The organism is Actinomadura sp. CNU-125, assembly GCF_001942465.1.
Lineage (GTDB): Bacteria > Actinomycetota > Actinomycetes > Streptosporangiales > Streptosporangiaceae > Spirillospora.
Genome location: NZ_MKJY01000111.1, coordinates 132,759 through 157,546 on the forward strand (window position 1 = coordinate 132,759; position 24,788 = coordinate 157,546).

31 protein-coding genes and 4 pseudogenes are annotated in these 24,788 nt (G+C 72.6%); 11 read left to right on the top strand and 24 right to left on the bottom strand.

Annotation, left to right across the window (positions count from 1 at the left end; all coding sequences use genetic code 11):
- Position 1: 1 nt before the first annotated feature.
- From BJF79_RS59990 to BJF79_RS15070, 7 genes are all read right to left on the bottom strand, one after another.
- Positions 2 to 238: a CopG family transcriptional regulator gene (locus BJF79_RS59990; RefSeq protein ID WP_262402044.1), complete on the bottom strand. Its 237-nt coding sequence runs from the start codon at positions 236 to 238 to the stop codon at positions 2 to 4.
- A 598-nt stretch (positions 239 to 836) separates the two neighbouring features.
- The gene (locus tag BJF79_RS15050) at positions 837 to 1,631 is read right to left on the bottom strand and encodes an SDR family NAD(P)-dependent oxidoreductase (RefSeq protein ID WP_075898025.1); all 795 of its coding nucleotides are present in this window, start codon (positions 1,629 to 1,631) and stop codon (positions 837 to 839) included.
- Positions 1,628 to 2,083, bottom strand: coding sequence for a nuclear transport factor 2 family protein (locus BJF79_RS15055; RefSeq protein WP_075898027.1), 456 nt, complete (start codon positions 2,081 to 2,083; stop codon positions 1,628 to 1,630). The genes BJF79_RS15050 and BJF79_RS15055 overlap by 4 nt, the downstream gene beginning before the upstream one ends.
- A complete protein-coding gene (locus BJF79_RS59995; RefSeq protein ID WP_262402045.1) occupies positions 2,080 to 2,289 on the bottom strand; it encodes a hypothetical protein in 210 nt (69 codons plus the stop codon). The genes BJF79_RS15055 and BJF79_RS59995 overlap by 4 nt, the downstream gene beginning before the upstream one ends.
- Before the next feature lie 8 nt (positions 2,290 to 2,297).
- Positions 2,298 to 2,960 carry a TIGR03619 family F420-dependent LLM class oxidoreductase gene (locus BJF79_RS15060; RefSeq protein ID WP_262402046.1) on the bottom strand — a complete coding sequence of 221 codons (663 nt, stop codon included), beginning with the start codon at positions 2,958 to 2,960 and terminating at the stop codon, positions 2,298 to 2,300.
- Positions 2,957 to 4,417: an FAD-dependent oxidoreductase gene (locus BJF79_RS15065; protein ID WP_075898029.1), complete on the bottom strand. Its 1,461-nt coding sequence runs from the start codon at positions 4,415 to 4,417 to the stop codon at positions 2,957 to 2,959. Before BJF79_RS15065 ends, BJF79_RS15060 begins: the two co-directional genes overlap by 4 nt.
- 22 nt (positions 4,418 to 4,439) lie before the next feature.
- Positions 4,440 to 5,357 (bottom strand): VOC family protein, encoded by a 918-nt coding sequence (locus BJF79_RS15070; protein ID WP_075898031.1) that lies wholly within the window; start codon positions 5,355 to 5,357, stop codon positions 4,440 to 4,442.
- 212 nt (positions 5,358 to 5,569) lie between these two features.
- On the opposite strand from BJF79_RS15070, the gene BJF79_RS15075 reads away from it, so the two are divergent.
- Positions 5,570 to 6,175: an SDR family NAD(P)-dependent oxidoreductase gene (locus BJF79_RS15075; RefSeq protein WP_410050086.1), complete on the top strand. Its 606-nt coding sequence runs from the start codon at positions 5,570 to 5,572 to the stop codon at positions 6,173 to 6,175.
- Positions 6,172 to 6,360 carry a hypothetical protein gene (locus BJF79_RS60000; protein ID WP_262402048.1) on the top strand — a complete coding sequence of 63 codons (189 nt, stop codon included), beginning with the start codon at positions 6,172 to 6,174 and terminating at the stop codon, positions 6,358 to 6,360. The genes BJF79_RS15075 and BJF79_RS60000 overlap by 4 nt, the downstream gene beginning before the upstream one ends.
- A 60-nt stretch (positions 6,361 to 6,420) precedes the next feature.
- On the opposite strand, the gene BJF79_RS60005 is transcribed toward BJF79_RS60000, so the two are convergent.
- Genes BJF79_RS60005 through BJF79_RS15095 form a run of 7 tightly spaced genes read right to left on the bottom strand, consistent with a single transcriptional unit; the run spans position 6,421 to position 11,274 of the window.
- Entirely contained in the window at positions 6,421 to 6,816 is a 396-nt protein-coding gene (locus tag BJF79_RS60005) for a hypothetical protein (protein ID WP_262402071.1), read from the bottom strand.
- A complete protein-coding gene (locus BJF79_RS15080) occupies positions 6,726 to 7,604 on the bottom strand; it encodes a hypothetical protein (RefSeq protein ID WP_262402075.1) in 879 nt (292 codons plus the stop codon). Before BJF79_RS15080 ends, BJF79_RS60005 begins: the two co-directional genes overlap by 91 nt.
- A gap of 44 nt (positions 7,605 to 7,648) precedes the next feature.
- The gene (locus BJF79_RS15085; protein WP_075898033.1) at positions 7,649 to 8,698 is read right to left on the bottom strand and encodes a ferredoxin--NADP reductase; all 1,050 of its coding nucleotides are present in this window, start codon (positions 8,696 to 8,698) and stop codon (positions 7,649 to 7,651) included.
- Positions 8,695 to 9,360, bottom strand: coding sequence for an FAD-binding protein (locus tag BJF79_RS60010; RefSeq protein WP_262402049.1), 666 nt, complete (start codon positions 9,358 to 9,360; stop codon positions 8,695 to 8,697). Before BJF79_RS60010 ends, BJF79_RS15085 begins: the two co-directional genes overlap by 4 nt.
- Positions 9,312 to 10,397 (bottom strand): FAD-dependent oxidoreductase, encoded by a 1,086-nt coding sequence (locus BJF79_RS60015; protein ID WP_262402050.1) that lies wholly within the window; start codon positions 10,395 to 10,397, stop codon positions 9,312 to 9,314. The genes BJF79_RS60010 and BJF79_RS60015 overlap by 49 nt, the downstream gene beginning before the upstream one ends.
- A complete protein-coding gene (locus tag BJF79_RS60020; RefSeq protein WP_262402051.1) occupies positions 10,394 to 10,552 on the bottom strand; it encodes an alpha/beta fold hydrolase in 159 nt (52 codons plus the stop codon). The genes BJF79_RS60015 and BJF79_RS60020 overlap by 4 nt, the downstream gene beginning before the upstream one ends.
- A complete protein-coding gene (locus tag BJF79_RS15095; protein ID WP_262402052.1) occupies positions 10,543 to 11,274 on the bottom strand; it encodes an alpha/beta fold hydrolase in 732 nt (243 codons plus the stop codon). Before BJF79_RS15095 ends, BJF79_RS60020 begins: the two co-directional genes overlap by 10 nt.
- 212 nt (positions 11,275 to 11,486) lie before the next feature.
- Here BJF79_RS15095 and BJF79_RS15100 point away from each other — a divergent pair, with 212 nt between their 5' ends.
- Complete coding sequence (locus BJF79_RS15100; protein ID WP_075898035.1) at positions 11,487 to 12,080, top strand: flavin reductase family protein; 594 nt, start codon at positions 11,487 to 11,489, stop codon at positions 12,078 to 12,080.
- 106 nt (positions 12,081 to 12,186) lie between these two features.
- On the opposite strand, the gene BJF79_RS15105 is transcribed toward BJF79_RS15100, so the two are convergent.
- A complete protein-coding gene (locus BJF79_RS15105) occupies positions 12,187 to 13,041 on the bottom strand; it encodes an IclR family transcriptional regulator (RefSeq protein ID WP_187357004.1) in 855 nt (284 codons plus the stop codon).
- 180 nt (positions 13,042 to 13,221) lie between these two features.
- On the opposite strand from BJF79_RS15105, the gene BJF79_RS15110 reads away from it, so the two are divergent.
- The gene (locus tag BJF79_RS15110) at positions 13,222 to 14,091 is read left to right on the top strand and encodes a TIGR03619 family F420-dependent LLM class oxidoreductase (protein WP_075898037.1); all 870 of its coding nucleotides are present in this window, start codon (positions 13,222 to 13,224) and stop codon (positions 14,089 to 14,091) included.
- Positions 14,088 to 14,438, top strand: a pseudogene (locus BJF79_RS66895) (nuclear transport factor 2 family protein); the annotation flags it as partial. The gene BJF79_RS15110 and the pseudogene BJF79_RS66895, both read left to right, overlap by 4 nt.
- A 156-nt stretch (positions 14,439 to 14,594) precedes the next feature.
- Here the strand turns inward: BJF79_RS66895 and BJF79_RS15120 are convergent.
- Entirely contained in the window at positions 14,595 to 15,410 is an 816-nt protein-coding gene (locus BJF79_RS15120) for a maleylpyruvate isomerase family mycothiol-dependent enzyme (protein ID WP_075898039.1), read from the bottom strand.
- Positions 15,411 to 15,522: 112 nt separating this feature from the next.
- Between BJF79_RS15120 and BJF79_RS55405 the strand changes: the two genes are divergently transcribed.
- The 4 genes and pseudogenes from BJF79_RS55405 to BJF79_RS55410 all read left to right on the top strand — a co-directional run.
- Positions 15,523 to 15,768 carry a helix-turn-helix domain-containing protein gene (locus tag BJF79_RS55405; protein ID WP_075898041.1) on the top strand — a complete coding sequence of 82 codons (246 nt, stop codon included), beginning with the start codon at positions 15,523 to 15,525 and terminating at the stop codon, positions 15,766 to 15,768.
- 17 nt (positions 15,769 to 15,785) lie between these two features.
- Positions 15,786 to 15,983 carry a Scr1 family TA system antitoxin-like transcriptional regulator gene (locus tag BJF79_RS66900; RefSeq protein ID WP_410050087.1) on the top strand — a complete coding sequence of 66 codons (198 nt, stop codon included), beginning with the start codon at positions 15,786 to 15,788 and terminating at the stop codon, positions 15,981 to 15,983.
- Positions 15,923 to 16,063, top strand: a pseudogene (locus BJF79_RS66905) (Scr1 family TA system antitoxin-like transcriptional regulator); the annotation flags it as partial. The gene BJF79_RS66900 and the pseudogene BJF79_RS66905, both read left to right, overlap by 61 nt.
- Before the next feature lie 55 nt (positions 16,064 to 16,118).
- Positions 16,119 to 16,325: pseudogene (locus tag BJF79_RS55410) on the top strand (Scr1 family TA system antitoxin-like transcriptional regulator); the annotation flags it as partial.
- Positions 16,326 to 16,369: 44 nt separating this feature from the next.
- Here the strand turns inward: BJF79_RS55410 and fusA are convergent.
- Positions 16,370 to 18,410, bottom strand: a pseudogene (gene fusA / locus BJF79_RS15130) (elongation factor G).
- A gap of 160 nt (positions 18,411 to 18,570) precedes the next feature.
- Positions 18,571 to 19,221, bottom strand: coding sequence for a GntR family transcriptional regulator (locus BJF79_RS15135; protein ID WP_075898043.1), 651 nt, complete (start codon positions 19,219 to 19,221; stop codon positions 18,571 to 18,573).
- A gap of 82 nt (positions 19,222 to 19,303) precedes the next feature.
- Here BJF79_RS15135 and BJF79_RS15140 point away from each other — a divergent pair, with 82 nt between their 5' ends.
- Both BJF79_RS15140 and BJF79_RS60025 read left to right on the top strand, forming a co-directional pair.
- Positions 19,304 to 19,948, top strand: a complete 645-nt coding sequence (locus BJF79_RS15140; RefSeq protein ID WP_262402053.1) for an NAD(P)-binding domain-containing protein — start codon at positions 19,304 to 19,306, stop codon at positions 19,946 to 19,948.
- Entirely contained in the window at positions 19,909 to 20,085 is a 177-nt protein-coding gene (locus tag BJF79_RS60025; protein ID WP_262402072.1) for a DUF1932 domain-containing protein, read from the top strand. The genes BJF79_RS15140 and BJF79_RS60025 overlap by 40 nt, the downstream gene beginning before the upstream one ends.
- A 3-nt stretch (positions 20,086 to 20,088) precedes the next feature.
- On the opposite strand, the gene BJF79_RS60030 is transcribed toward BJF79_RS60025, so the two are convergent.
- The 6 genes from BJF79_RS60030 to BJF79_RS15170 are packed head-to-tail and all read right to left on the bottom strand — an operon-like array spanning position 20,089 to position 24,778.
- The gene (locus BJF79_RS60030) at positions 20,089 to 20,229 is read right to left on the bottom strand and encodes a hypothetical protein (protein WP_262402054.1); all 141 of its coding nucleotides are present in this window, start codon (positions 20,227 to 20,229) and stop codon (positions 20,089 to 20,091) included.
- Positions 20,208 to 21,059, bottom strand: coding sequence for a VOC family protein (locus BJF79_RS15145; protein WP_262402055.1), 852 nt, complete (start codon positions 21,057 to 21,059; stop codon positions 20,208 to 20,210). Before BJF79_RS15145 ends, BJF79_RS60030 begins: the two co-directional genes overlap by 22 nt.
- Positions 21,049 to 22,899 carry a 4-oxalomesaconate tautomerase gene (locus BJF79_RS60035; RefSeq protein ID WP_083733456.1) on the bottom strand — a complete coding sequence of 617 codons (1,851 nt, stop codon included), beginning with the start codon at positions 22,897 to 22,899 and terminating at the stop codon, positions 21,049 to 21,051. Before BJF79_RS60035 ends, BJF79_RS15145 begins: the two co-directional genes overlap by 11 nt.
- Complete coding sequence (locus BJF79_RS15160; protein ID WP_075898045.1) at positions 22,896 to 23,636, bottom strand: PIG-L deacetylase family protein; 741 nt, start codon at positions 23,634 to 23,636, stop codon at positions 22,896 to 22,898. The genes BJF79_RS60035 and BJF79_RS15160 overlap by 4 nt, the downstream gene beginning before the upstream one ends.
- A gap of 39 nt (positions 23,637 to 23,675) precedes the next feature.
- Positions 23,676 to 24,014: a hypothetical protein gene (locus BJF79_RS15165; RefSeq protein ID WP_075898047.1), complete on the bottom strand. Its 339-nt coding sequence runs from the start codon at positions 24,012 to 24,014 to the stop codon at positions 23,676 to 23,678.
- Positions 24,011 to 24,778: an FUSC family protein gene (locus tag BJF79_RS15170; RefSeq protein ID WP_158079180.1), complete on the bottom strand. Its 768-nt coding sequence runs from the start codon at positions 24,776 to 24,778 to the stop codon at positions 24,011 to 24,013. The genes BJF79_RS15165 and BJF79_RS15170 overlap by 4 nt, the downstream gene beginning before the upstream one ends.
- Between the last annotated feature and the right edge of the window lie 10 nt (positions 24,779 to 24,788).

Here is a 24,788-nt window from a genome sequence, read left to right on the forward strand (position 1 = left end):
GTCAGCGCACCCATCCGGTGTAGTTCCGCCCGATCGGCCGTCCCCCGCCTCTGTCCTGCGGGGGGCCGCCGGGGTCGAGGGCGGCGGTCACGGCTCGGACCAGCCAGGCGTTGACCGACAGGCCCATCCGTCCCGCCGCCTCCTCGATCTGCGGTTTGAGGTGCTCCGGCAGGCGGAGCGTGATCCGCGACGTGCCGCCGCCCTCCTCCGGCTCGGGCACCGGCGCCCGGACGCCCATCGACACTTCGAGCGCACCGGCGAGCGCCTGCCGGAGCCCGCCCTGCGCGCCTCCGGCGGCGGCCCGGGCGCGCGGGTGGCGGCGTCACGACGAAGTCGGGGTCGCGGCCGCGCAATCGGACCTCGACCGAGCCGGGAGCGAGGTCCCGGGTGATCTCGTCTGCCGCGTCCGACAGCGCCTCCAGCAGGACGAGACGGACCGCGGCCTCCAGCGGCGAGGTGAGCCGCTCCGCGAGGGCGCGGGCGTCCTCCCCTCCCGCCTCGGCCGCGACGGCCAGGTCGCGCCGAAGGCTTTCGACGTACGTCGCGATATCCATGACGTCATCATGGCGTCATGAGTGACGTCATGTCAAGTCGGAGGATTGGGCCAGGTGACGTCATGGCCGTCGAGATCGGCTTCCGGCGGCCTCGCCTTTCGTGCGGCTGCGCGCAAATGCCCAGGTCAGTGTGGGTGCGAGTGTTGAGGGTGCCGATTGTGCGGCGACGGCGTCAGCAGGGGCGTCGGCATGACATCACGAGCGACTGCACGGTGACGTCGGTGGTGACGTCGCACGCGAACGCGGCGGCGCGCTTGGCGGGCCGGGGCGTTCGGGGGTGGATCAGGCGCGGTGGGGGCGGTTGGTCCAGCCCTTGTCGTCGGCGCGGACGAACCAGCCCGAGGCGGCCAGGGTGCCGCCGTCCACGGGGATGGTGTGGCCGGTGACGAAGCGGGCCTCGTCGGAGGCCAGGAAGGCGACGACGGCGGCGTAGTCGTCGGGTTGACCGAAGCGCGCCATGGGGACCCAGGTGTGCATCAGGTCCGGGTCGTAGTCGCGGAGCATCCAGGCGGCGGGGGTCTGCTCGGTGTCGGCGAGGTCGGGGGCGATGGCGTTGACGCGGACGCCGTGGCGGCCGACGGCGACGGCGAGGCTGCGGGTGAAGGCCGAGACGCCCGCGTTGAACGCCGAGTAGACCGGGTGCTGCGGGATGCCGCGGAACGCCTCGACGGTGGAGTTGTTCACGATGGCGCCGGAGCCGTGCTCGATCATCGCGGGGAGCAGGGCGTGGGTGAGCTTGAAGACGTGCAGCAGGTTCAGCTCGTAGAGGCGCTGCCACTGGTCGGGGGTGCTGTCCTGGAAGGACGGGGCGGCGGGGCGGAAGTCGCCGACGTTGTTGACGAGGACGTCGGCGCGTCCGGCGGCGCGGGCGACGTCGGCGACGGTGGCGTCGTCGACGATGTCGCCGACGACGGTGACGCAGCGGCCCCCGGCGGACTCGATGTCGGCGCGGGTGCGGTCGGCGGCGCCCGGGTCGATGTCGTTGAGGACCACGAGGGCGCCGTCGGCGGCGAGGCGGCGGGAGATCGCGCCGCCGATGCCGAGGGCGCCGCCGGTGACGACGGCCACTCGCGTCATGATCGGACCTTTCGGACGGGACGGGTCTCGATCCAGTCGATCTGCAAGCTGCGGCGGGCTATCCGCCACGCGCCGTCGTGGCGGGTGTACGCGTCGGTGTAGTGCAGATGCCAGGCCAGGTCGGTGAGCTTGCCGTCGTGTTCGGTGATGTGGTGGGCGACGCAGGTGATGTGGCCGGTGGCCGTGTCGCCTTCGGCGTCGAACACCTCGCCCGCCAGTTCGTGGGACGTGACCGGGACGTCGTCGAGCGTCGACAGGGCCCGCACGATCGCGTCGCGTCCGGTGAACGTGCGGGCGGGGCCGAGCTTCGCGGGGGGATCGGGCAGGACGAGCGTCCCGGAGGGGGCGAAGAGGTTCGCGATGGCGTCCGCGTCGCGGCGGTCGGTGTACAGCGCGTAGCGGGCGACCAGGTCGCGCAGGTCGATCCGGTCGCCCGCCGTGAGGACGGTCACGAAAGGCCGAGACGTTCGGCGCAGGCGGACAGTTCGGCCTTCGCCTCGTCGAGGTCCTGGGTGGCGGTGGCGCGCAGGACGAGACGGTCGGCGCCCTGGGCCGCGAGCTTCTCCGCCTTCTCCGGGGTGACCTTGGCCAGGGTGTGGCCGAGGGTCACCTGGAGGACGCCCGGGTCGCGGCCCGCCCGCTCGGCTTCGTCGCGCATGAGCTTGATCAGCGCCTGCAGTTCGTCGCCCGCGACGCCGAGGGGCTGCAGGCCGTCGCCGAGGCGGCCCGCGCGGCGGGCGCGGCCTTGCTGTGGCCGCCGACGTGCAGGGGGACGCCGTCCTTCTGCGCGGGCTTCGGGTAGCTCATCGCGTTGCGGAAGCTGAAGAACTCGCCGTCATGGGACGCGCCGTGGGGCGCGGTGTCGGCCCAGAGCGCGCGCAGGACCTCGATCTGTTCGTCTGCGCGGCGGCCGCGGGTGTCGAAGTCGGCGCCGCAGGCTTCGACCTCTTCGCGCATCCAGCCCATGCCGACGGTGATGCGGAGCCGTCCGCCGGAGAGGGCGTCGATGGTGGCGAGGCGCTTGGCGAGGACGACCGGGTGGTGGTTCGGCAGGACGAGGACGCCCGTGGCGAGCCCGATCCGGGACGTGCGGCCCGCCAGGTAGGCGAGGAGGTCGAGCGGGTCGGGAATGTCCAGGTCGTCGGCGAGTTCCATCTTCCCGGACGAGTCGTACGGGTAGACGCTGTCGTAGCGGCTGGCGACGACCGCGTGCTCCACGGCGACCAGGGACTCGAAGCCGCACGCGTCGGCGTGCTCGGCGTAGCCGCCGATCCAGGCGGGGTTCGCGGTGACCCCTGCGGCTACGGGCGCCAGGACGGCGTACTTCACTCGTTCTCCTTTCGTGCGGCGGCGCGCCCGGCGCGGCGGCCGAAGAAGGTGCCGTCGCCCAGGGACGTGCCGCTGATGTAGCCCTCGCCGTGCATGCCGGAGGACGCGCGTCCGGCGGCGTACAGGCCGGGGACGGCGGCGCCGGAGTTGTTCAGGACCTCGCCGTCGACGGTGGTGTGCAGCCCGCCGAGGGTGAATCCGGCCGCACCGGATCCCTTGCCGCCGCCGCCGTCGAAGAAGCCCGCGCGGGGGTCGATCGCGGCGAACGGCGGCTTGAGCGGCCGGAGCCACTTGGGGTCCTTGTGGAAGTAGGGGTCCTCGCCCCGCTCGGCGTGCCGGTTGTAGGTCTCGACCGTGGTCTCCAGGGACCCGGCGGGCATGCCCAGTTCCCGCTCCAGTTCGGCGAGGGTCTCGGCGGCGTGCGCGGGCCGCAGGCCCCACCGGTCGGCCTCGGGGACGCTCTCGAAGCCCTCTTCGTCAATGATCGTCCAGTAGGGGCCGGGCTGGTGCTTGACGGCGTGGACGCTGAAGTGGCCGGGGTAGACGTCCTCGTTGATGAACCGGCGGCCGAGCCCGTCCACGAGCATTCCGCGGTTCACCATGGCGGGCAGCGCGGTGAGGGCGATCTCGACGACGGACATGCGGCGGACGGCGGCGCCCGCGGCGGTCGCCATCCGGATGCCGGAGCCGTCGTCGAGGCCGTCGCTGACCTTGCCGTGCCCGAGCAGGAGCGGTGCGTGGTCGGCGAGCATCTCCTCGTTGTCGACGAACCCGCCGCTGGTGATCACGACCGCCCTGCGCGCCCGGTAGGTGACGGTTTCGCCGTACTTGCGCGCCACGACGCCCGCGACCCTGCCGCCGTCCATGACGAGGTTGGCGGCCTGGGTGTCGGTGTGGGCGACGGCGCCCGCTTCGGTGGCGGCGGCGGTGAGCTTCTCCATCAGGAGGGCACCGGCGAAGCCGGGCGCGGCGGGGCGGTGGCCGCGGGGGGCGGGCTTGGCGAGGGTGTTGTACGGCCAGGAGTTCTCGCCCAGCCACATCAGCCCGTCGTCGGTCATCGGCATCCAGACCGGCGACTCGTAGAGGGTGGCGTTGAACGGGACGCCGCGCTCGCGGAACCACTCGAAGTGCTCGATGCTCCCGTCGCAGTACAGCCGGAGCTTCTCGGTGTCGGCGTTCGGGCCGAGGGCCGCCTCCAGGTAGGCGTACATGTCGTCGGCCGTGTCGTCGAAGCCGCACGCCTTCTGGATCTCGGTGCCGCCGCCGAGGTACAGCTCGCCGCCGGACTGCGCGGACGAGCCGCCGGGGCCGCTCGCCCGCTCCAGGACGACGACGTCCGCGCCAGCGGCGGCCGCCTCGTAGGCCGCGGCGGCGCCCGCGCAGCCGAAGCCGACGACGAGCACGTCGCATTCGTGGTCGAAGCCGTCGCCGATCTCGGCCGCGGCGACCGGTTCCACGGAGGTTCGCCGGCTCACTCGGTCACTTCCCCTTCGGGGTGAACGCGGCGAGCGGCTCGGAACCGGACCAGTCGTGGCCCCAGTAGCTGTCGGCCGTGATCTCCTCGGCGGTGTAGTACGACTCGTCGACGAGCATGCCTTCGCAGCCGTACTCGATGTCCCAGCCACCGGGAGCGCGCACGTAGAACGACACCATCTTGTCGTTGGTGTGGCGGCCGAGGGTGGAGGAGATCGAGAAGCCCGCCTTGGCGACGTTGTCGAGGGCCTGGCCGACGGCGTCCAGGGTGTCGACCTCCACCATGAGGTGGACGAGGCCCGGGTCGCCGTCGTGGGGGGCGGGCGCGATGGCGAGGCTGTGGTGGCGCTGGTTGACGCCCATGAACCGGATGCGCATCGGGTTCTCCGGGTCGCGGCTGGCGTTGAACGCGCCGCGCGGGAGGAAGCCGAGGACCTCGGTGTAGAACTTCACCGCGTCCGGCTGGAGCGGCGTGGGCAGCACGACGTGGCCCATGCCCTGCGCGCCGGTGATGAACTTCTGCGCCTGGCCGGTGCGGACGGGCGAGTGGTCCAGGATCGGCCCGAAGAACACCTCGACGGGGGTGCCGCCCGGGTCCTTGAACGCGATGACCTGCTCGGCGCCGCGGTCGGCGCAGTCGCGCAGGGACAGCTCGGCGACCTCGACCCCGGCCTTCTCGACGTCCTCGCGGACGGCGGCGAGCGCGAACTGGTCGCGCACCTCCCAGCCGATGGCGAGGACCTTGTCGGTGTCTCCGGGCAGGACGGCGAGGCGGTGCCGGCGCTCGTCCATGCGCAGGTACAGGCCGTCCGGGTCGCGGCCGGTGCCCTCGGCGAACCCGAGCGCGCCGATCGTCAGTTCGCGCCACCGCTCGATGTGCTGCGTCTGGACCTTGAGATATCCGAGCCCACGGATGTGCGTCACTGTCCTCGATCCCTTCGAAGTAGCGGCCCCGCGCCGGCCTGCCACGGCCGTCCAAGGCCAAACGTGTCAAAGCGAGCGCCCGCGTGCGCGCCGCTTTCCCGCTCAGTGAGAACCGGTGCGCGCGGGATCGGCGCGTGGGGCTCTGATCGCCGTAAGGAGGTCTGAATGACGAACACGAACCCGGTCGCGCTCGTGACCGGGCCAGCCGCGGGATCGGGCGGGCGACGGCGCTGGCGCTGGCCGCCGCGGGCCACGACGTGGCGTTCACCGCGCGGACGGCCGAGGAGGGCGCGGGCCGGATCCCGCCGCGGCACGGCGCGGGCGCGGACATCGCCGTCCCCGGGAGCCTGGCGCGGACGCGCGCGGAGATCGAGGCGCTCGGGGCGCGGGCGCTGCCCGTCCGGATGGACCTGCTGGACGCGGGGAGCGTGCGGGCCGCGGCCGAGACCGTCCACCGGGAGTGGGGCCGGGTGGACGTGCTGGTCAACAACGCGGTCGCGCACATCGGCGGCAACCACGCGCGGCTGCTCGACCTGGACGTCGACGTGGCGGAGCGGACGATGACGGGCAATTACCTGCATCAGCTCGCGCTGGTGCAGGCGGTGCTGCCCGGGATGGTGGAGCGGGGCGGCGGGACGATCGTGAACCTGTGCTCCGGGTCGGCGACGACCGACCCGCCCGCGCCGCCGGAGAGGGCGGCTGGGGGCTGGCGTACGCGGCGTCGAAGGCGGCGTTCGGACGGCTCGCGGGTGCGGTCAACGCGGAGTACCGGGAGCGGGGCGTCCGGGCGTTCAACCTCGATCCCGGGTTCGTCGTGACGGACGCGGGGGCGGCGCGGGGCGGCGTCGACACCATCGCCGGGAAGGGGTTCGAGCCGACGCCGGAGAGCGCGCCTGGCGCGGCCGTCGTGTGGTTGGTGACCTCGCCGGACGCGGACCGGTTCCTCGGCAAAGTGATCTGGACGCCGAAGCTCGTCCGGGACGTCGGCCTCAAGACGGATTGAGCGCGCGCGCCTGAAACCCCGCCCGGCCGTCCGGCCGGGCGGGGAGAGCGTGGGTCCCGCTCAGATCATCGAGCGCATGGGCCCCTGCGGGGGCTCGATGTCCAGGTCGGTGAGGGCGGAGACGTGGTAGACGGCTCCCGGGACGTGGATGGCGTGGGCCAGGCCGACGTGGGCGTCCCGCCAGAACCGCTGGATCGGGTTGTCGATGCGCATCGCGTTGCCGCCGGAGCGGACGACGATCTCGTTCATCGCGTGGACGGCCCGCCACGCGGCTCGGACCTGCGTGCGGCGGCCGGCGGCGCGCTCGGCGAACGAGAAGTCGTGGCCCGCGGCGGCCTTGTCGTACATGCGCGAGGCGTTGTCGATCAGCGCGGTGCGGGACGCCTTGATCTCCTCGGCGGCCTCGCTGATCGCGTACAGCACGTACGGGTCGTCCTTGATCTTGGTGCCGGTGATCTGGACGCGCTGCCGCTGGTAGGCGAGGTGGTGGGCGAGGGCGCCTCGGCGATCCCGATCACGGCGGAGGTGATACCGAGGGGGAAGGCGCAGGAGAACGGCATGAGGTAGGTCGGGTTGGTCAGCCCGGCCTCGCGCGGCGCCGTACCGTCGATGATCTTGTTGAACGGGATCGTCCGGTACTCGGGGACGAACGCGTCGCGGACGATGATGTCCTTGCTGCCGGTGCCCTTCAGCCCGGCGACCTCCCACGAGCCCTCGACGATCTCGTAGTCGGAGCGGGGCAGGATCATGTGCAGCGAGTTCGGCGGCTGCGCGACCTTGCCGTCCTTGTCGCCCAGCATGGCGCCGAGGAAGATCCAGTCGCAGTGGTCGGTGCCGGAGGAGAACTGCCAGCGGCCGTTGAAGATGTACCCGCCGTCCACGGGACGGGCCACGCCCATGGGCGCGTACGGGGACGCGATCCAGGTTTCGGGGTCGTCGCCCCAGATCTCCTGCTGCACCTTCGGGTCGGCCATGGCCATCTCCCACGGGTGCAGGCCGACGATCCCGGCGACCCAGCCGGTCGAGCCGTCCAGGGAGGCGATCTGCATGACGGTCTCGGCGAACTCCCGCGGGTGCACTTCGAGCCCGCCGTGCGTCGCCGGCTGCAGCATCTTGATGACGCCGGCGTCGCGCAGCACCTTGGCGGCCTTGTCGTCGAGCTTGCCGAGCTTCTCGTTGACGGGGCCGAGCTCGCGGATCTCCTCCGCGTGTTCCATGATCGTGTCGAGGACGCGGTTGGTCATCGCCTGTCTCCCGTGATGTCGTGCGCGGTGCCGGGGCGCCGCGGTCAGCCGTCGTATGTGATCTTGAGCCGGTCGCCGACCGCTCGGGCCTGGCAGGCGAGGACGAGCCCGTCCGCGAGGTCCTGTTCGTCGAGGACGGTGTTGGCGTCCATGGCCGCCTCCCCCTCCAGGACGACGCAGGCGCACGCGGCGCACGAGCCCTCGCGGCACGAGAAGGGGGCGTCGACCCCGGCCCGCAGCAGGGTGTCGAGGAGCAGTTCGGACCGGGGCCAGGGCAGCGTGCGGGTCTCGCCGTCGAGCTCGACCTCGATCTCGGCGGGTTCGCCCGCGTCGCCGTCGCCGCCCGCCGTCCCGTCGCCCGCCTCGGCCGGGCCGGGGCCCTCCGGGGTCTCGAACGGGTCGGCGGCGAGCGAGAAGAACCGCTCGACGTGGACCTTCATGCCGAGGCCCTTGAGCGCCGCCGACGTGAGGTCCATGAACGCGCCGGGGCCGCACACGAACACCTCACGGTCGGCGTGCGCGCGCGCCAGCGCGCGTATGCCCGACTCAGTGGGAAGCCCCTGCACCGACTCCAGCCAGTGGACGACCGTGAGACGTTCGCCGTGCTCGGCGGCGAGCGCCCGCAGTTCGTCCGCGAAGATGACGGACCGTTCGTCCCGGTTCGCATAGATGAGGACGACCGACCCGGTGTCCCCGGCCAGGCACGACTTCAGGATCGACATGACCGGGGTGATGCCGCTGCCGCCCGCGAGGAGCAGCAGGTCCGCGTCCAGCGACGCGGGGGTGAACGTGCCGGACGGCCGCAGCACCTCCAGCACGTCGCCCGCGGTGACGTTGTCGCAGATCCAGTTGGACCCGAGCCCGCCCGCGACCCGCTTCACCGTCACCTTGAGCCGGTCGTCGGTGACCGGCGAGCTGCACAGCGAGTAGCAGCGCGCCGCCCAGCCGTCCGGCGCCGGCACCCGGACCGTCAGGAACTGCCCGGGCTTGTACCGGAACCGGTCGCGGTCGCCCTCGGCCGGTTCCAGGACGAGCGAGTGCGCGTCGGCCGTCTCGCGGACGACCTCGACGACCCGCGCCTTGAGCGACGTCATGCCCGCTCCGCCTTGCCGGCCGGTGCCCCGGCCGCCTCCTGCCCGCCCTCGGCCGCGGCGTGCCGGACGGCGATGTAGCCGAACACGATGGACGGGCCGATGGTGGCGCCCGGTCCCGCGTACTCGTTGCCCATCACCGACGCGGACGTGTTGCCCGTCGCGTAAAGGCCGGGGATCACCGAACCGTCCGCGCGCAGGACCCGGCTGTGCTCATCGCACACCAGGCCGCCCTTGGTGCCCAGGTCGCCGACTTCGAGCCGGAACGCGTAGTAGGGGGCGGACTCGATGACGTCCAGGTTCGGGTTCTTCAGGTTCGGGTCGCCGTAGTAGTGGTCGTAGGCGCTCTCGCCACGGCCGAACTCCGGGTCCTTGCCCGCGCGCGCGTACTCGTTGAAGGTCCGGACGGTCTCGCCCAGTGCGTCCGCAGGGACGTCGATCTTCTTCGCGAGTTCGTCCAGCGAATCGGCTTTGAACACGATTCCCTTGTCGTAGAACCCCTTCGGGATGGGTGCACCCGGGAGGATCTGCGCGAACGGGTAGCGCGCGCGCGTCTTGGCGTCCATCACGAACCAGCACGGGACGTGCCCGCCCTCAAGCTGGTCGTGGACGAAGTTCACGTACGGGGCGGCCTCGTTCGTGAACCGCTTCCCCTCCGTGGACACGATGACCATTCGCGGGATGGCCCGTTCGGACACCAGCGGGATCGTCGCCCCGGCCGGTGCCGCACCGCGGGCATCCACCAGGCGTCGTCCATGAAGTCCAGCGCCGCGCCCAGGCCCTCGCCGAGGCGGATGCCGTCGCCGGTGTTCTCCCGCGCGCCCATCGCGAAGTCCTCGCGGCCGCCCTCGGGGAGGTACTCGTCGCGCATCCGCTGGTTGTGGTCGAACCCGCCGGTCGCGAGCAGCACGCCGCGCCGACCGCGCAGCCGCACCGGCGCGCCGTCGCGCTCGACGACGATGCCGGTGACCGTCCCGTCCTCGGCCGTGACGAGTTCGGTCATCTTCGTCTTCAGCCACAGCGGGATCCCGGCGTCCTTGAGCGCCATCCGCATCCGCGCGACGAGCGCGCGCCCGCCGGTCGACATGTGGCGGCGGCGGATCATGTTGGACGACACGCGCCACGCCGCGATCATCGTCGCGCGGCGGCCCGCCCACGTCCGCTTGGCCATGGCCAGGTCGTGGTAGTCCTTGCTGGTGATCCACAGGCCCAGCGGGCCCTTCATGTTGTTGGGCCGCTGGTACTTCTCGTCGTCGCCGAGCTTGCGCGTGTCGAACGGCTTGGCCTCGATGGACCGGCCCAGCGGCCGTCCGCCCTCCAGCTCGGGGTGGTAGTCGGCGTAGCCCTTGGTCCAGAAGAACTGCATCCACTTGCTCTTGGAGATCAGTTCCATCGCGGCCGGGCCGTTGTCGACGTAGGCGTCGAGGCGGGCGGCGGGGACGCGCCCCTCGGTCAGCAGGTCGAGGTAGCGGCGGATCGACTCGCGGCTGTCGTCGTGGCCGCGCGCCCGCAGCGTCGGGTTGTTGGGGATCCAGATCCCGCCGCCCGACAGCGCGGTGCTGCCGCCGAACTTCTTGCCCTTCTCCACGACGAGGACGCTCAGGCCCTCCTCGTGCGCGGTCAGCGCCGCGGCCATCCCGCCGCCGCCGCTGCCGACGATGACGAGGTCGTATTCGTGGTCCCAGCCGGTCTCCGCGCTCACGAGCCGCTCCCCTCGCCGAGGGGGCCGGTGAGGAACGCCAGGACCGCGCTCTCCCAGGCGGCCTTCTGCTCGATCATCACCCAGTGCCCGCAGTTCGGAAAGATGTTGACCTGCACGTCCGGGATGGTCCGCATCGGCACCAGCATCATGTCCATGGGGCTGACGCGGTCGTCGCGGCCCCAGGTGATGAGGGTGCGGGCCTGGAGCTTGTGCAGCATCGCCCAGTACGGCGGCTCGTCCGACTTCGCCTGCGCCTTGAAGGTCGCGGCCATCGCGCCTTGCCGTACATGCGCCGGGCGGCGGCCAGGGTGTCGGGATCGGTGGCCTGCTTCCACCGCTCCTCGATGAGCTCCTCGGTGACCATCCGCCGGTCGAACACCATCGAGTTCAGCCACTGGACGAGACGCTCGCGGCTGGGCTCCTCGGTGAACTCCATCAGCAGGTTGATGCCCTCGCCGGGCGACGGGCTGAAGATGTTCCGGCCCATGCCGCCGATCGTGACGAGGCTGCCGACGCGCTCGGGGTGCGCCAGCGCGAACCGCGTCCCGACGATGCCGCCCATCGAGTTGCCGATGACGTCGACCCGGTCGAGGCCGAGGCCGTCCAGGAACCGCGACACCGCGGGAAGCGCGGCCATCATCGGGTGCTGGTCGGTCGGATCGCTCACCCCGAAACCGGGGAACTCCAGGATCAGGCAGCGGAAGTGCTTGGAGAACAGCGGCAGGTTGTCGCGGAAGTTCCGCCAACCCGTCACGCCCGGACCCGAGCCGTGCAGCAGCAGCAGGGGCGGGCCCTCACCGGCCTCGTGGTAGCGCAGGACGCCCTGGTCGGTGGCGAGCTCGCGCAGCGTCGCGTCGTACGTCAGCTCCGTTGGCATGGCCTCTCAGTCCTTCAGGGTGGCTTGACCGGAACGTATGCCCGGGGGTGGCTCGATCACCGCTACGGATCCCGATCAGCGGGACATCCCGCCCCGCGCCGCCCGCCTCCGGCCGCGCCGGATCCCGTTCCGCTCAACGGGATCGGACGCACGCCGCGGGCCGGGCGGAGCTTACGTTCCGAAGCAGTACAGCGACGACCCGAGGTGCCTCGATGCCAGCCGAACCAGCGCTCAGCACGCCGCCGCACAGCGACCCCATGACCGTCGCGCCCGAACCGGCCGAGTTCCGCCGGGCGATGTCCGAATTCGCCACCGGCGTCACCGTCATCACCGCGATCGACGGCGGCGAGCCGATCGGCTTCGCCTGCCAGTCGTTCACGTCGGTCTCGCTGGAGCCCCCGCTGATCCTGTTCTGCGCCGACCGGCGCGGCCGGTCCTGGCCACGGATCCGCGCCGCCGGGCGGTTCTGCGTCAACGTGCTCGGCGAGGACCAGCGCGACCTGTGCCAGCGGTTCGGGTCGAGCCGGGGCCGCAAGTTCGAGGAGCTGGCCTTCGACGTCTCCCCGTGGGGGTACGCCGCGCTGCGGGACGTCCTGCTCGGCGTCCACGCCGAGGTGCAGGACGTGCACCACGCCGGCGACCACGACGTGGTGATCGGCCGGGTGCTCGCCGTGCAGCGGCCGGAGGACCGGCTCGAACGTCCGATGGTCTTTTTCCGCAGCCGCTTCGGCGTGGACGAGCCCGTCGGCCCGGAGGCGCCGGACGCGCCGGACGCGTGGTGGGCCGGGCAGTGGGGGTGGATGTGACGCCGTCCCCGGCGTCACATCCCATCTCGTACGGGTTTCCGGCCGGAACTCCGGCTGGGGTTCCGTCACATCCAGTCGCCGCGGCCGTCCACGGCCAGCAGCCGGTTCATCGTCTCGGCGGACCAGCACTCCCGTTCGGACGAACGGTCCACTGCGGGCCGCCGCGCGCGGACCTCCCGTCCGGACGGGACGGGGCCGAACCGGGGAACAGCACCTGCGACGCCTCGCGGGCGGCGGTGACGACGAGCGGCGCGACGTTCTCCAGCGGCGCGCGGACGTCCCCGACCAGCGAGATGCCGGCGACCGGCCCCTCGGCGCCGCGGATCGCGGCGGCCACGCAGGCGATGCCGGGGAACGACTCGCCGCGCTCGAACGCCAGGCCGCGGCGCTGCCGGATGCGGTGCAGCTCCTGGTGCAGCGTGCCCAGCTCGCCGATGGTGCGGCTGGTCATCCGGGCGATCTCCGAGCCGAGCAGCGCGTCGACCTGCTCGGGCTCCAGCCACGCCAGCATGGCCTTGCCGAGCGCGGTCGAGTGGGCCGGGGCCCGGCCGCCGACCCGCGACGGCACGGACGTGGCGAGCCGGCCGCCCAGCTTGTCGAGGTAGAAGACCTCGGCGCCGTCCAGCACGGCCAGGTGCGCGACCAGGCCGGTGGTGACCTGCAGCTCGTGCAGCAGCGGCGCCGCCGCCTCACGGATCTTGCCGTGCCCGCCGTCGCGGCCGCCGAGCCCGAGGGCGCGCTGGCCCAGCCCGTAGCCGTAGGAGTGATGCGACAGCCAGCGCTGCCGGACGAGCTGGTCGAGGATCCGGTGGGCCGTGGAGCGCGGCAGCCGGGTGCGGCGCGCGACGTCCTCCAAGGTCAGCCGGGCCGACGGACCGTTGAACGCGTCGAGGATCAGGGTCATCCGCTCGACCATCGAGGGCGGCGTCTCCCGCCGTCCGGCCACCGTGAGCTCGGTCATCGCACCTCCCGGGGAACATGACTGAAATGAATTCTTGTTACCCCGAATGTAGCAAGCGCTGGGTGGCAACGGAAGGGGTCACGTAAGACCAGGTCAGCCAAGCATGTAGAACCTTGTCCAGGGCGAGGACGCTCTCCGCCCGGCAGCTAGAACGTTTTCCTACCGAAGGGAGCCGCGCCGATGCGCGTCGGCATCGTCACGCCCGTGGTGGCCCAGCCGCCGCTCGGGCACGCCGCCTGGGAGCGGCACGCGGGCATCGAGGAGATCGCCCGGATCGTCGAGACGGCCGACCGCCTCGGCTACCACCACGTCACCTGCAGCGAGCACGTCGCGGTCCCCACCGAGGCCGCCGAGCAGCGCGGCGGCGTCTACTGGGACCCGCTCGCCACCTTCGGCTACCTGGCCGCCCGCACCACCCGCATCCGCCTCGCCACCCAGGTCTTGGTGCTCGGCTACCACCACCCCCTGGCGATCGCAAAGCGCTACGGCACGCTCGACGTCGTCAGCGGCGGACGCGTGACTCTGGGCCTCGGCGTGGGCAGCCTCCAGGAGGAGTTCGACCTCCTCGACGCGCCCTTCAAGGGACGCGGCGCGCGCGCGGACGACGCGCTGGCCGCCCTCCAGGCGTCCCTGTCCCAGCGGACACCCGAATACCACGGCCCCCACTACGACTACTCGGGACTCGTGGTCGAACCGCACGCCGTCCAGAAGCACGTCCCCATCTGGATCGGCGGCCGCACCGCCCGTTCCCTCCGCCGCGCCCTGAACGCCGACGGGTGGGTCCCCTTCGGACTCCCCCTCGACGAGCTCAAGTCGATGCTCGCGGACGCCGCACCGCCCGCCGGCTTCGAGGTCGTCCTCGGCCCGTCCCGTCCGCTCGACCCGGTCAAGGACCCGGACGCCGCCGCGTCGGCCCTGCGCCGGCTGCGGGACGCGGGCGCGACGGTCGCGGGCGTCCGGCTCGTGTCCGACTCCCCCGACCACTACCGCGAGCAGCTCGCCGCCCTGCGCGAGCTCGACTGCGGCCTGACCTTCGGAGACGTCCGATGAGCGAACCCGGCACCGGCCACGAGGCCCGCCTCGCCGCCCTGGAGACCCGCCTGCGCGCGCTTGAGGACGAGCGCGAGATCACCCGGCTGATCCTGTCCTACGCGCCCCTCGTCGACAGCGGCCGCGCGCCCGAGGTCGCGGCCATCTGGGACGAGGACGGCGTCTACGACGTCGACGAGATCCTCATGAGCAGCCCGGCGGAGATCGAGGCCATGGTCCGTTCGGCGAACCATCAGCGGTGGATCGCCGGCGGCTGCGCGCACTTCGCGGGCCCGCCGCACGTCACCGTCACCGGCGACGACGCCACCGCCGTCGGCTACACGCTCATGATCGTCAAGACCCCGGACGGCTTCGTCCTGCGCCGCGCCACCGCGAACCACTGGAAGCTGCGCCGCACCCCGGCCGGTGGCGGGCCGTCACCCGCACCAACCGCGTCCTGGACGGCCGCGAGGAGTCCCCCGCGCTCCTGTCCTCCGCCTTCCCGGCGTAACCGCCCCGGGCGGTCAGGTGGTCAGGGCCATGTTCGCGAGGATGCGGGAGGCGAGGTCCGGGTCGCCCTTCGTCCGGACGGCGACGGCCTCCGGCGCGCAGCGCCCGGCGGCGAGCCGGAGGTAGGTCTCCAGGTCCATGTCCAGCTCGACGGTGAACTCCGCCGGTTCGGGGTCGGCCGGAACGCCGCGGCCGTCGGCGTTCACGGCGATCGCCGACCGGAACGACGGCGGCCCCGCGATCGTGAACAGGACGGACGCGCCCGGCCCCGCCTTCGCGAAGCGCGCGACGACGAGGGGCAGCCCGATCCCGAGGATGCTCCACAGGCAGTGCGCCGCGGGCGCGTCCAGGTTCCCCGGACGGCCGGCGGCGCGCCGCACGTCCTGCTCGTGCGTCCAGCAGTCCATCGCGCGGAACGCCATCAGCCGGGCGTAGGTGCCCTCCTTGCCGTTCGGGAGGGTCAGCGCCTGCCCGCCGTCGATGCCGGGCAACTGGGCGAGGCGGCGGTCGAGGGTCTCGGCGAGTTCGGCGGCGACCTCGGGGCCGGGCACGCCGCGCCGCGCGTGCACCGCGACTTCGAGGGCCCTGCCGAACTCGCTGCGGACGTGGTCGAACTCGGGCACGTCGAGCCGCGGCTCCGGGTCGCCCAGCAGCGCCCGCTCGATGCCGACGAGGTGGGAGAACTGGTCCTTGACCGTCCATCCCGGGCATTCGGTCGGACGGTCCCAGTCGGCGGCGTCGAGCGTCGCCGCCAGATCGAGGGACGACCGGAGGGTCTGCTCCCATGCGTCCGTGTTCGCCCGCATGTCCGCCTGTACCGTCTCGCCCATCCGGAACCTCCCACGACGTGACTTCGGGGCCACATTACGGGAGCGCTCCGGCGCCGCGTTTCCCCGACCCGCCCCCGCGCCGTGTCATCGCGGAGTAACTTTCGGTGGCGTCATGCCGGTCGGCTACCGCGCCCCGAACATCAACGCCCGCAGCGTGGGCATGCAGCTCCGGAAGATCCGCGAGATCCTGGAGCTGTCGTACGGGGACGCCGCGGGCGTGCTCGACCGCGACGCGGACTGGCCGGCCCGCGTGGAGACCGGCTTCGAGCCCGTCGCGCCCGAGCAGGTCCGCGAGATCCTCGACGGGTACGGCGGCCCTACAGCCCGCCGTGGCTCGCACGGCACGTCGGACGGCTGAAGGCGCTCGTCCGCGACCTGCTCACGCTCGAATCGGAGGCGACGCGGATCCGCACGCTCGGGCTCCGGCTCGTCCCCGAACTGGTCCGCACCGAGGCGTACGGCGCATGGGCTTCTGGGCCGACGACCTGGGCCTCGACGAGGACGAGGAGTGGGACCTGCTCGACAACCGGCAGCGCCGGCGGCCCGGCGGGCGGCCCCGGACCTACGACGTGATCGTCGACGAGTCCGCGATGTCGCTGCCGACCGACGACACGTCCGTCATGCGCGGGCAGCTCGACCGGCTGCTCGACCTCGGCGCGGCCGAACGCGCTCGGAACGCGGCACCGTCCGCGTCATCCCGACGTCCGTCGCGCCCACGCCGGGCTGGACGGCTCGTTCGACATCCTGGAGTTCCCGGTCGTCGACGACCGGGTGTGCCTCGTCCACGGCGCCCTCGGGATCGGCGTGGCCGCCGCCGACCTGCTGGACACCTGGGAGCGCCTGGAGGAGGCGGCGCTCTCCCCGGACGAGTCGCGCCGCCTCCGCACCGGCCTGCGCGACGCGCTCCCGGCCTGACCGCCCGGTCCGGTCGGCGCGGCGACGACCGGGCCCGGCTCCCGTCAGACGAGGTCGGCCGCGATGTGCGCGGGGACCTCGGCGTAGGAGTCGAACTCCATCGTGAAGACCGCGCGGCCGGACGTCATGCCGCGCAGGTCGCCGACGTACCCGAACATCTCCGCCAGCGGCACGAGCGCCCGGACGACCCGGGCGCCGGCGCGGTCGCGGGTGTCCTCGACGCGGCCGCGGCGGGCGTTGAGGTCGCCGATGACCGCGCCCATGTGCTCCTCCGGGGTGGTGACCTCGACGGACATCACCGGTTCGAGCAGGACGGGCGCGGCCCGCCGGACGGCCGCGGCGAACGCGTGCGTCGCCGCGATCTTGAACGCGAGCTCGGACGAGTCGGTGACGTGGAAGTCGCCGTCGACGAGCGTCACGCGCACGCCCGTCAGCTCGTGCCCGGCGAGGACGCCCGCGCCCATCGCCTCCTGGCAGCCCGCGTCCACGGAAGGGATGTACTCCTTCGGGATACGGCCGCCGGTGATGCGATTGACGAATTCGTAGCCGTCCGCAATGGGTTCGACCGAAATCTTCACCTTCGCGTACTGGCCCCTTCCTCCTGTCTGCTTGCGGTGCAGGTACTCGACGTTCGCGACCGGGCGCCGGATGGTTTCGCGATAGGAGACGCGAGGACGTCCGACATTGGCCTCGACGCCGGATTCCTCCTTCATCCGGTCGACCAGGATCTCCAGGTGGAGTTCCCCCATTCCGCCGATGACGGTCTGCCCGGTCTCGGCGTCGGCGCGCACCCGGAAGGACGGGTCCTCCTCGGCGAGCCGCCGGATCGCGGTGCCGAGCCGGTCGGTGTCGGCCTTGGTGCGCGGCTCGATCGCGACCTCGATGACCGGTTCGGGGAAGTCCATGGACTCCAGGACGACCGGGTGCGCCTCGGCGCAGAGCGTCTCGCCGGTCGTGGTCTGCTTGAGCCCCATGACCGCGACGATGTCGCCCGCCCCGGCAGCGCCGATCTCGCGGCGCTCGCCCGCGTGCACCCGGTAGACCTTGCCGATCCGCTCCCGTCGGCCCTTGACGCTGTTCAGCACCGTGCCGCCGGATTCGAGCAGGCCCGTGTAGACGCGGACGTACGCGAGCCGCCCGAGGTGCCGGTCGCTCGTGATCTTGAAGACGAGCGCGGACAGCGGCGCCGTCGCGAGGTCGGCGTCCCCGACATCGAGCGGCGAGGGCAGGTACCGGACGATCGCGTCCAGGAGCGGCTGCACGCCCTTGTTCTTGAACGCGCTGCCGCACAGGACGGGCGTGACGGTGACATCGCCGTCCTTCGAAGCGATCGTCAAGCGCCGTATCGCCGCGTGCACCTGCTCTTGGGTCGGTTCTCCCTCTAGGTACTGCTCCAGGAACCGGTCGTCGTGCTCGGCGATCGTGTCGACGAGCCGGGCTCGCCACGCGCGGGCCTCGCCGTCGAGGTCGTCCGGTACCGCGGTGACCTCGTACGGCTCGTCCGCCTCGTCCGTCCACACGTGCGCGCGGAGCGCGACGAGGTCGACGACGCCCGCGAACCCGGCCTCGGCGCGATCGGCAACTGCAGGACGAGCGGGACGGCGCCGAGCCGGTCGCGATCATGCCGACGCAGCGCGCGAAGTCGGCGCCCGCGCGGTCGAGCTTGTTGACGAAGCAGACGCGCGGAACGCCGTACCGGTCGGCCTGCCGCCACACGGTCTCCGACTGCGGCTCGACCCCGGCGACGCCGTCGAACACTGTGACGGCCCCGTCGAGGACGCGCAGGCAGCGTTCGACCTCGATCATGAAGTCGACGTGGCCCGGGGTGTCGATCAGGTTGACGGTGTGGTCGGCGCCGTCCACGGACCAGTGGAAGGTCGTGGCGGCGGAGCCGATCGTGATGCCGCGATCGCGTTCCTGTTTCATGAAGTCGAGCGCGGCGGCGCCGTGATGCACTTCGCCGATGCGGTGCGAGACGCCGGTGTAGAACAGGATCCGCTCGGCGGTCGTGGTCTTCCCGGCGTCGATGTGGGCCATGATGCCGATGTTGCGAACCCCGGCCGCACCCAGGAAAGTTGTGGTCATCGAAATCTGCCCTCCTTCGGGTCTCGGGAATGACGACCTGCCGCGCACGCGGATACGCCGCATCGCGGCCCCGTGACCGTAGCCGGTGGAATGGCCGGAGAGCGACCGATTTTTCCGGGTGGGATCGGGAGGGATTTCGAAGGGATTCCGGGGGGAATTGTCAGCGGTTGTCTTCGGGCAGCACCTTCGGCAGCGTCTCCAGGACGCTCCCGAGGTGCGCGCGCGCGGCCCGTTCGGCTCCGGCCGGGTCGCGGTCGGCGATCGCCTCGATGATCGCGAGATGCTCGGGCAGGGACGTCTGCGGGCGGCCCGGGTGCATGGCGAGCCTGAACTGGTGCCGGACGTTCTGCGCGCGGAGCCGTTCGAGGACGTCCGACGCCGTCCCCTGCCCGCTGATCTCGCGGACGCGCCCGTGCAGCCGCTGGTTCAGCCCCGAGTAGCCGAAGACGTCGCCGGACGCGACGGCGGCCCGCATTCCCTCGCCGATGCTCCGCAGGTCGGCGATGTCGGCGTCGGTGGCGCGCTCGGCGGCCTTGGCGGCGCACAGCCCTTCGAGCACCATCCGGACCTCGGTGATCTCGATGGCCTCGGCGAGGGACACGGCGCGGACGCGGGCGCCGCGGTTCTGGACGCGCTCGATGAGGCCCTCGTTGGCCAGTTCGAGCAGCGCGGCGCGCACCGCTGCGCGTCCGGCCCCGAACCGGTCGGACAGGTCGGCCTCGATCAGGCGCTGGTTCGGGACGAACTCGCCGGCGAGGATCGCCTCCCTGATCCGGGCGGCCACCGGGGCGGTCGGGCTTGACTCCGGCACTGACCCTCCAGATTGTCGCCAATTTTGTTGATGACCTACCCTATCCGGAGACGAGTTCGTACGCCCAGCAGGGAGAGGTCACATGTCCGGCGACCCCATCATCACGGTTCTGGGCCTCGGCGAGGCGGGCGGGGCGTTCGCCCGCGATCTGGTCGACGCGGCGCGCGCGTCCTCGGCTACGACCCCGCCGTCGCGCGCCGGACGGTGTCGCGCCGCGGCGAGCGAGGCGGAGGCCGTGGCCGGTGCCGCGCTGGTGCTGAGCGTCAACAGCGCCCACGACGCCGTGGACGCGTTCCGCAACGGGGCCGAAGGGCTCGGCGAGGCCGCCGACGGAGTCGTCTGGGCCGACCTCAACACCGGGCTGCCCAGCCTGAAGCGGGAACTGGACGGGCTGGCGGGGGCGCGCGGCGTCCGGTTCGCCGACGTGGCGATCATGGCGCCGGTGCCCGGCCGCGGGCTGCGCACGCCCCTGCTGGCCAGCGGCGGCGCGGCCGCGGACGTCGCCCGGGTGCCTGACGTGCTCGGCGCGTCCGTCGAGGTGCTGCCCGGCGAGGCGGCGCGGCGGCGGGCCGCAAGCTGCTGCGCAGCGTCTTCTTCAAGGGCCTGGCGGCCTCGGTCGTCGAGGCGCTGGAGGCGGCGCGGGCCGCCGGGTGCGAGGACTGGCTGCGCGACAACATCGTCGACGAGCTGGTCCGCGCGGGCGAGCCGACCGTCGACCGGCTGGTGAGCGGGACGTACAAGCACGCCGTCCGGCGGGCCGCCGAGATGCGCGCGGCGGCGGACATGCTGGACGAGCTCGACGTGCCGAACGCGATGGCCGCGGCGAGCCGCGACCTGCTGGAGCGGCTCGCCGCGGAGAAGTGATCGTCAGGGCACCGGCGGGGTGCCGTGGGTGTGGAACGACTCGATCGTCCGCAGCCCCCACGCCTGCCCCTTGGCGCGCTCGGCCTCCGTCCAGGTGATCGTCCGCCAGTCGGGGGCGAGGATCAGCCGGCGCCCGGGTTGCACAGTTCGATCCGGTTACCGCCCGGCTCGTAGACGTACAGGAAGAACGTCTGCTGGATGGCGTGCTTGTGCGGGCCCGTCTCGATGAAGACGTCGTTGTCGAGGAAGATGTCGGCGGCGCGGAGGATGTCCTCGCGGGTGTCGGTCGCGAACGCGATGTGGTGCAAGCGCCCGTTACTGCCCGTCCGGTCGCGCGTGTAGACGAGGTCGTACGACTTGTTCGTGAACGTCATCCAGCGACCGGCGATCACGCCGTCGTCGAGCCTGATCTGCTCCGTGGGCCGCGCCCCGAGGACGTCCCGGAGGAACTCGGTGCTCGGTTCCACCTCGGCCGCCAGGAAGTTGACATGGTCGAGCCGCCGGACGCACACCCCGAGCGCCGGGTACGCCTGCGCCTGGTTCTTCAGCGACGGCGCCAGCTCGGGCGGCGCCTCGTACCACTCCGACTCCCAGTAGATCTCCAGCTCGTGCCCGTCGGGGTCGCGGAACACGTAGGCGGGGCCGAGTCCGGGGTCGCCGTCCCGCCAGCCGATGCCGAGCCCCGCGTCCTCGATCGCCCGGACGCGCCGGTCGAGCGCCTCCCGGCTCGACGTCCGCAACCCGGTCCGCCCGATCCCGGACGTGCGGTGCGCGGTGAGCTTCAGCGAGTGGTGCTCGTAGTCGTCCCACGTGCGCAGGTAGACCGAGTCGCCCTCGGTCCCGTTCTCGGTGAGGCCCATGACGCGGGTGAAGAACCACAGGCTCTTCTCCGGCTCGGGCGTCAGCAGCTCGACGTGGCCGACGTGCGCGATCTCATGGGCGGGGGCTTGGACAGGCGGACGGTCAGGTTCCATGGGGGGCTCCGGGGGGTCTCGGGAACACGGTGCCGTCGAAGAGCTTGCGGGCGGTGCGGACGATCGCGGCCCGCCGCACGCGCGGGACGCCGCCGTCCCCGGCGTCGAGGCGGATGTCGACGTCGAGGCGTCCGGTGGGGTGCTCGATGCCGAGCGGCTCGCCGAGGACGGGGAGTTCGGCGAGGTCGTGGCCGACGGCGCCGTCGAGGAGCACGGCGGTCGCGACCGTGACGGCGCCCAGCACCCCGATGGAGGCGTGGACGCGCAGCGGGATGAAGGTGCGGGTGCCGATCGTCCCGCCGGCGCGGGGCGGGGCGACGAGGGTGGTCTTGGGGACGGACGCGCCGGTGACGTCCCCGAGCCCCATCAGCCTCCCGGCCTGCACGCGGAGCGACTGGACGCGGTCACCGAGCCGCTCTTCGAGTTCGGCGGGGGTCTCGTCGCCGGTGACGCCGAAGTCGGACGCGGCGGCGACCACGACCGGCATCCCGTTGTCGACGCAGGTCACCTCGATGCCGTCGATGACGTCGCGGACGCGTCCGGTGGGCAGCAGCGCGCCGGTCGCCGATCCCTCGGTGCCCTCGAAGTCGAGCAGGATCGGCGCGGCCGTGCCGGGCACCCCGGAGATCGCGGTGCCGCCCGCGTACTCCGGGCGGCCGCCCGGCGTGGCGAACGTCGCGGTGGCGATGCTCCCCGAGTTCAGCATCCGGATGCGGACGATCGTCTCCGCGGCGCCGGGTTCGACGAGGCCGCGCTCCACGGCGAACGGCCCGATCCCGGCGAGCAGGTTGCCGCAGTTCTGCCGGTCGCCGACAGTCGGCTCGTCCACGCCGAGCTGCAGGAAGAGGTAGTCGACGTCGGCGTCCGCGGCGTCCGACCGCGACACCACCGCGACCTTGCTGGTCAGCGGGTGGGCGCCGCCGATCCCGTCGATCTGCCGCGGGTCGGGGGTGCCCATGACGCGCAGCAGCAGGTCGTCGCGTTCGGCGGGGTCGGATGGCAGGTCGTCCGCGCGGAAGTACGCGCCCTTCGACGTCCCGCCCCGCATGAGCATGCACCGCACGCCGTCCCCGCCCACGCCGTCCCCGCCACCGCCCCCGCCGTGACGGTCGGTCACGCGCGCCGCCCCGTCCTCGGCGGCGCGTTCCGCCTCGTAGTCGGCGTACGTCACGTACTCGATGCCCATCCCGGGGAGGCGGTCGCGGAGCCCGTACCGGTCGAGGCCGAGCTCGCCGCGCCGGAACGCGGCGCGCGTCGCCTCCTCCTTCTCCTCGCGCGCGTGCGAGGCGGCGACCGCGTTCGGGACGCGCCCGCGCGGGACGCACATGACGCCGTCGTCGTCGGCGATGATCGCGTCGCCGGGGCGGATCACCTGCCCGCCGATGGTGACCGGGACGTTCACGGCGCCCGGCGTCGCCTTCACCGTGCCCTGCGCGCAGACCGCCGCCGACCACACCGGGAACTCCATCGCGTGGAGTTCCGCGACGTCCCGCACGCCCGCGTCGATCACCAGGCCCCGGACGCCCCGGTGCTGCAGGGCCGTCGCGAACAGCTCGCCGAACATGCCGTCGGTCGAGGGCGAGGTCGTCGCCACGACGAGGACGTCGCCGGGACGGCACTGCTCGACGGCCACGTGGATCATCAGGTTGTCGCCGGGCCACGACAGGACCGTCACGGCCGTCCCGGCGATCCGCGACCCGAGGTGCACGGGCCGGATGCCGGGGCCGAGGCAGCCGGTGCGGCCGAGGGCCTCGTGCACCGTCGCAACGCCGAACGCGGCGAGCACGTCCACCTGCGCGAAGTCGGCGCGCGGCGGGTCGGTGACCACGACCGTCCTCATGCCAGCTCCCCCGTCGTCTGCGGGTACAGCCGGACGTACGCCTCGGCCATCGTGTCGACGGGCAGCCCCAGGTTCGGGCCCGCGTTCCGCTTGAGCTGGACGCCGCGGCGCTTGGCGAGCGAGGTGTAGTAGTCCCACATGTGCTGCTGCGCGGGCAGGCACTCCATCGCGCGCCGCTTGCGCTCGAACACCGGGGTGATGTCGAGCAGCACGTTCGGCTTGAAGTCGCACTGCTCGGGCTGGTGCGGCTCGAAGAAGAACACCGGCGGCGCGCCCAGCGGCTCGCCCGGCGCGTCGTAGCCGATCGCCTGCGCCAGCACCCGCGCCTGCAGCGCCATCCGCGCGGCGGCCGGGTGGTCGCCGTTGTAGGGGTCGACGAGGGGGTGGGTCAGGACGACCGTCGGCTCGACCTCGCGGTAGACGCGCACCAGCCGGTCGACCAGCTCGGGGCTCTCGATCAGGGGGTAGTCGCCGGCGTCCAGGAACTCGATCTCCGCGCCGAGCGCCGCCGCGGCGGCCTCGGCCTCGGCGCGCCTGATCTTCTTGATCTCGTCCAGCCGCTTGCCCTCCCGCCACGCGCGCGCGGACTCGCCGCGCTCGCCGTAGCTGAGGCAGACGACCTTGGCGCGGTCGCCGCGCTCGGCGGCCAGGGCGATCGCGCCCGCCGCCCGCCAGACGAAGTCGCCCGCGTGCGCGCTGATCACGAGGAGGGGACCGGAGGATTTCGCAATGCTCATGGCACCTAGATTCACCTCTGTAACCCAAATTGTCAACAATTATGGCGACAGGACGAGGAGGGTGAGCCGCGACACCCTGAGCAGCTCCCGATGCGGGTCCCAGATGCTCGGGAAGTCGGTCGCGGTCCCCTCGAACGGCCGCTGCAGCTCCCGCTGCAGTTCACCCGCGCGGTCGCAGGCCGCCTCGGCCGCCTCCGCCGACCCGCCCGTCCCGGCGGGCTGACAGCGGACGACGTCGGCGAGCGCCCGCACCAGCTCGGCGTACCCCGCCCGGAACGTCCGGGTCAGGCGCAGCTCCCCCGAATCGGACTCGGTCGCCTCCCGCAGCGTCTCCGCGATCGAGCGCACGTCGGCGGTCACGTGCTCCAGCGTCGTCATCTGGCGCGGTGTCCCCCACTGGTCGGCCATGCGCCTGCGCAACCGGAATCCCTGCAGCCGCGCGCGGGGATTGCCGCGCAGGCTCTCGTAGCCGCGGTCGACGGCGAACCGCGCCTGGTCGACGACGTACCCGAGCCGCGGCTCCGCGTCGTCCCACCGGTTCCGCCAGTCCTCCTCGGAGTCGGCGACGCCGCGCGCCAACTCGTCCATCGCCTCCGCCAGGCGTCGCGCGCCTGCGCGACCGCGTACTCGCCGCGCCGCAGGTACAGCGGCGGGAACAGCACGAAGTTGACGATCAGGCCGACCGCGAGCCCCACCGCCACGTCGGCCAGGCGCGGACGGACGTACCCGGCGACCTCGTTCCCCCCGACGAGCAGCGCGAACAGCGCCGTGAACGCCACCTGGGACGACTGGTTGCCGAACCCGCGCCAGCTCGACAGCAGCAGCCCGACCACCAGGACGGCGGCGATCCCGGCGGCGTTCGGCCCGATGAACGTCCCGACCGGGATCGCCAGGCCCGCGCCGACCAGGAACCCCGCGGCGTAGCCGATGCTCTCCCGGACCGACCGCGCCACCGTCGGATACACCCCGAGCAGCGCCGCGAGCGGCGCGAAGTACGGCATCGCGTGCCCGACGAGGTGCGCGGCGATCAGCCACGCGGCGACCGCCGCGACGACGCCCTTGACCGTGACCTTGAGCCGGTCCTCCCAGGACCGGCGGTCCGTCCGCGGCGCGAGGCGCCGCACCTTGTCCCCGACTCGCACCGCCGTGCAC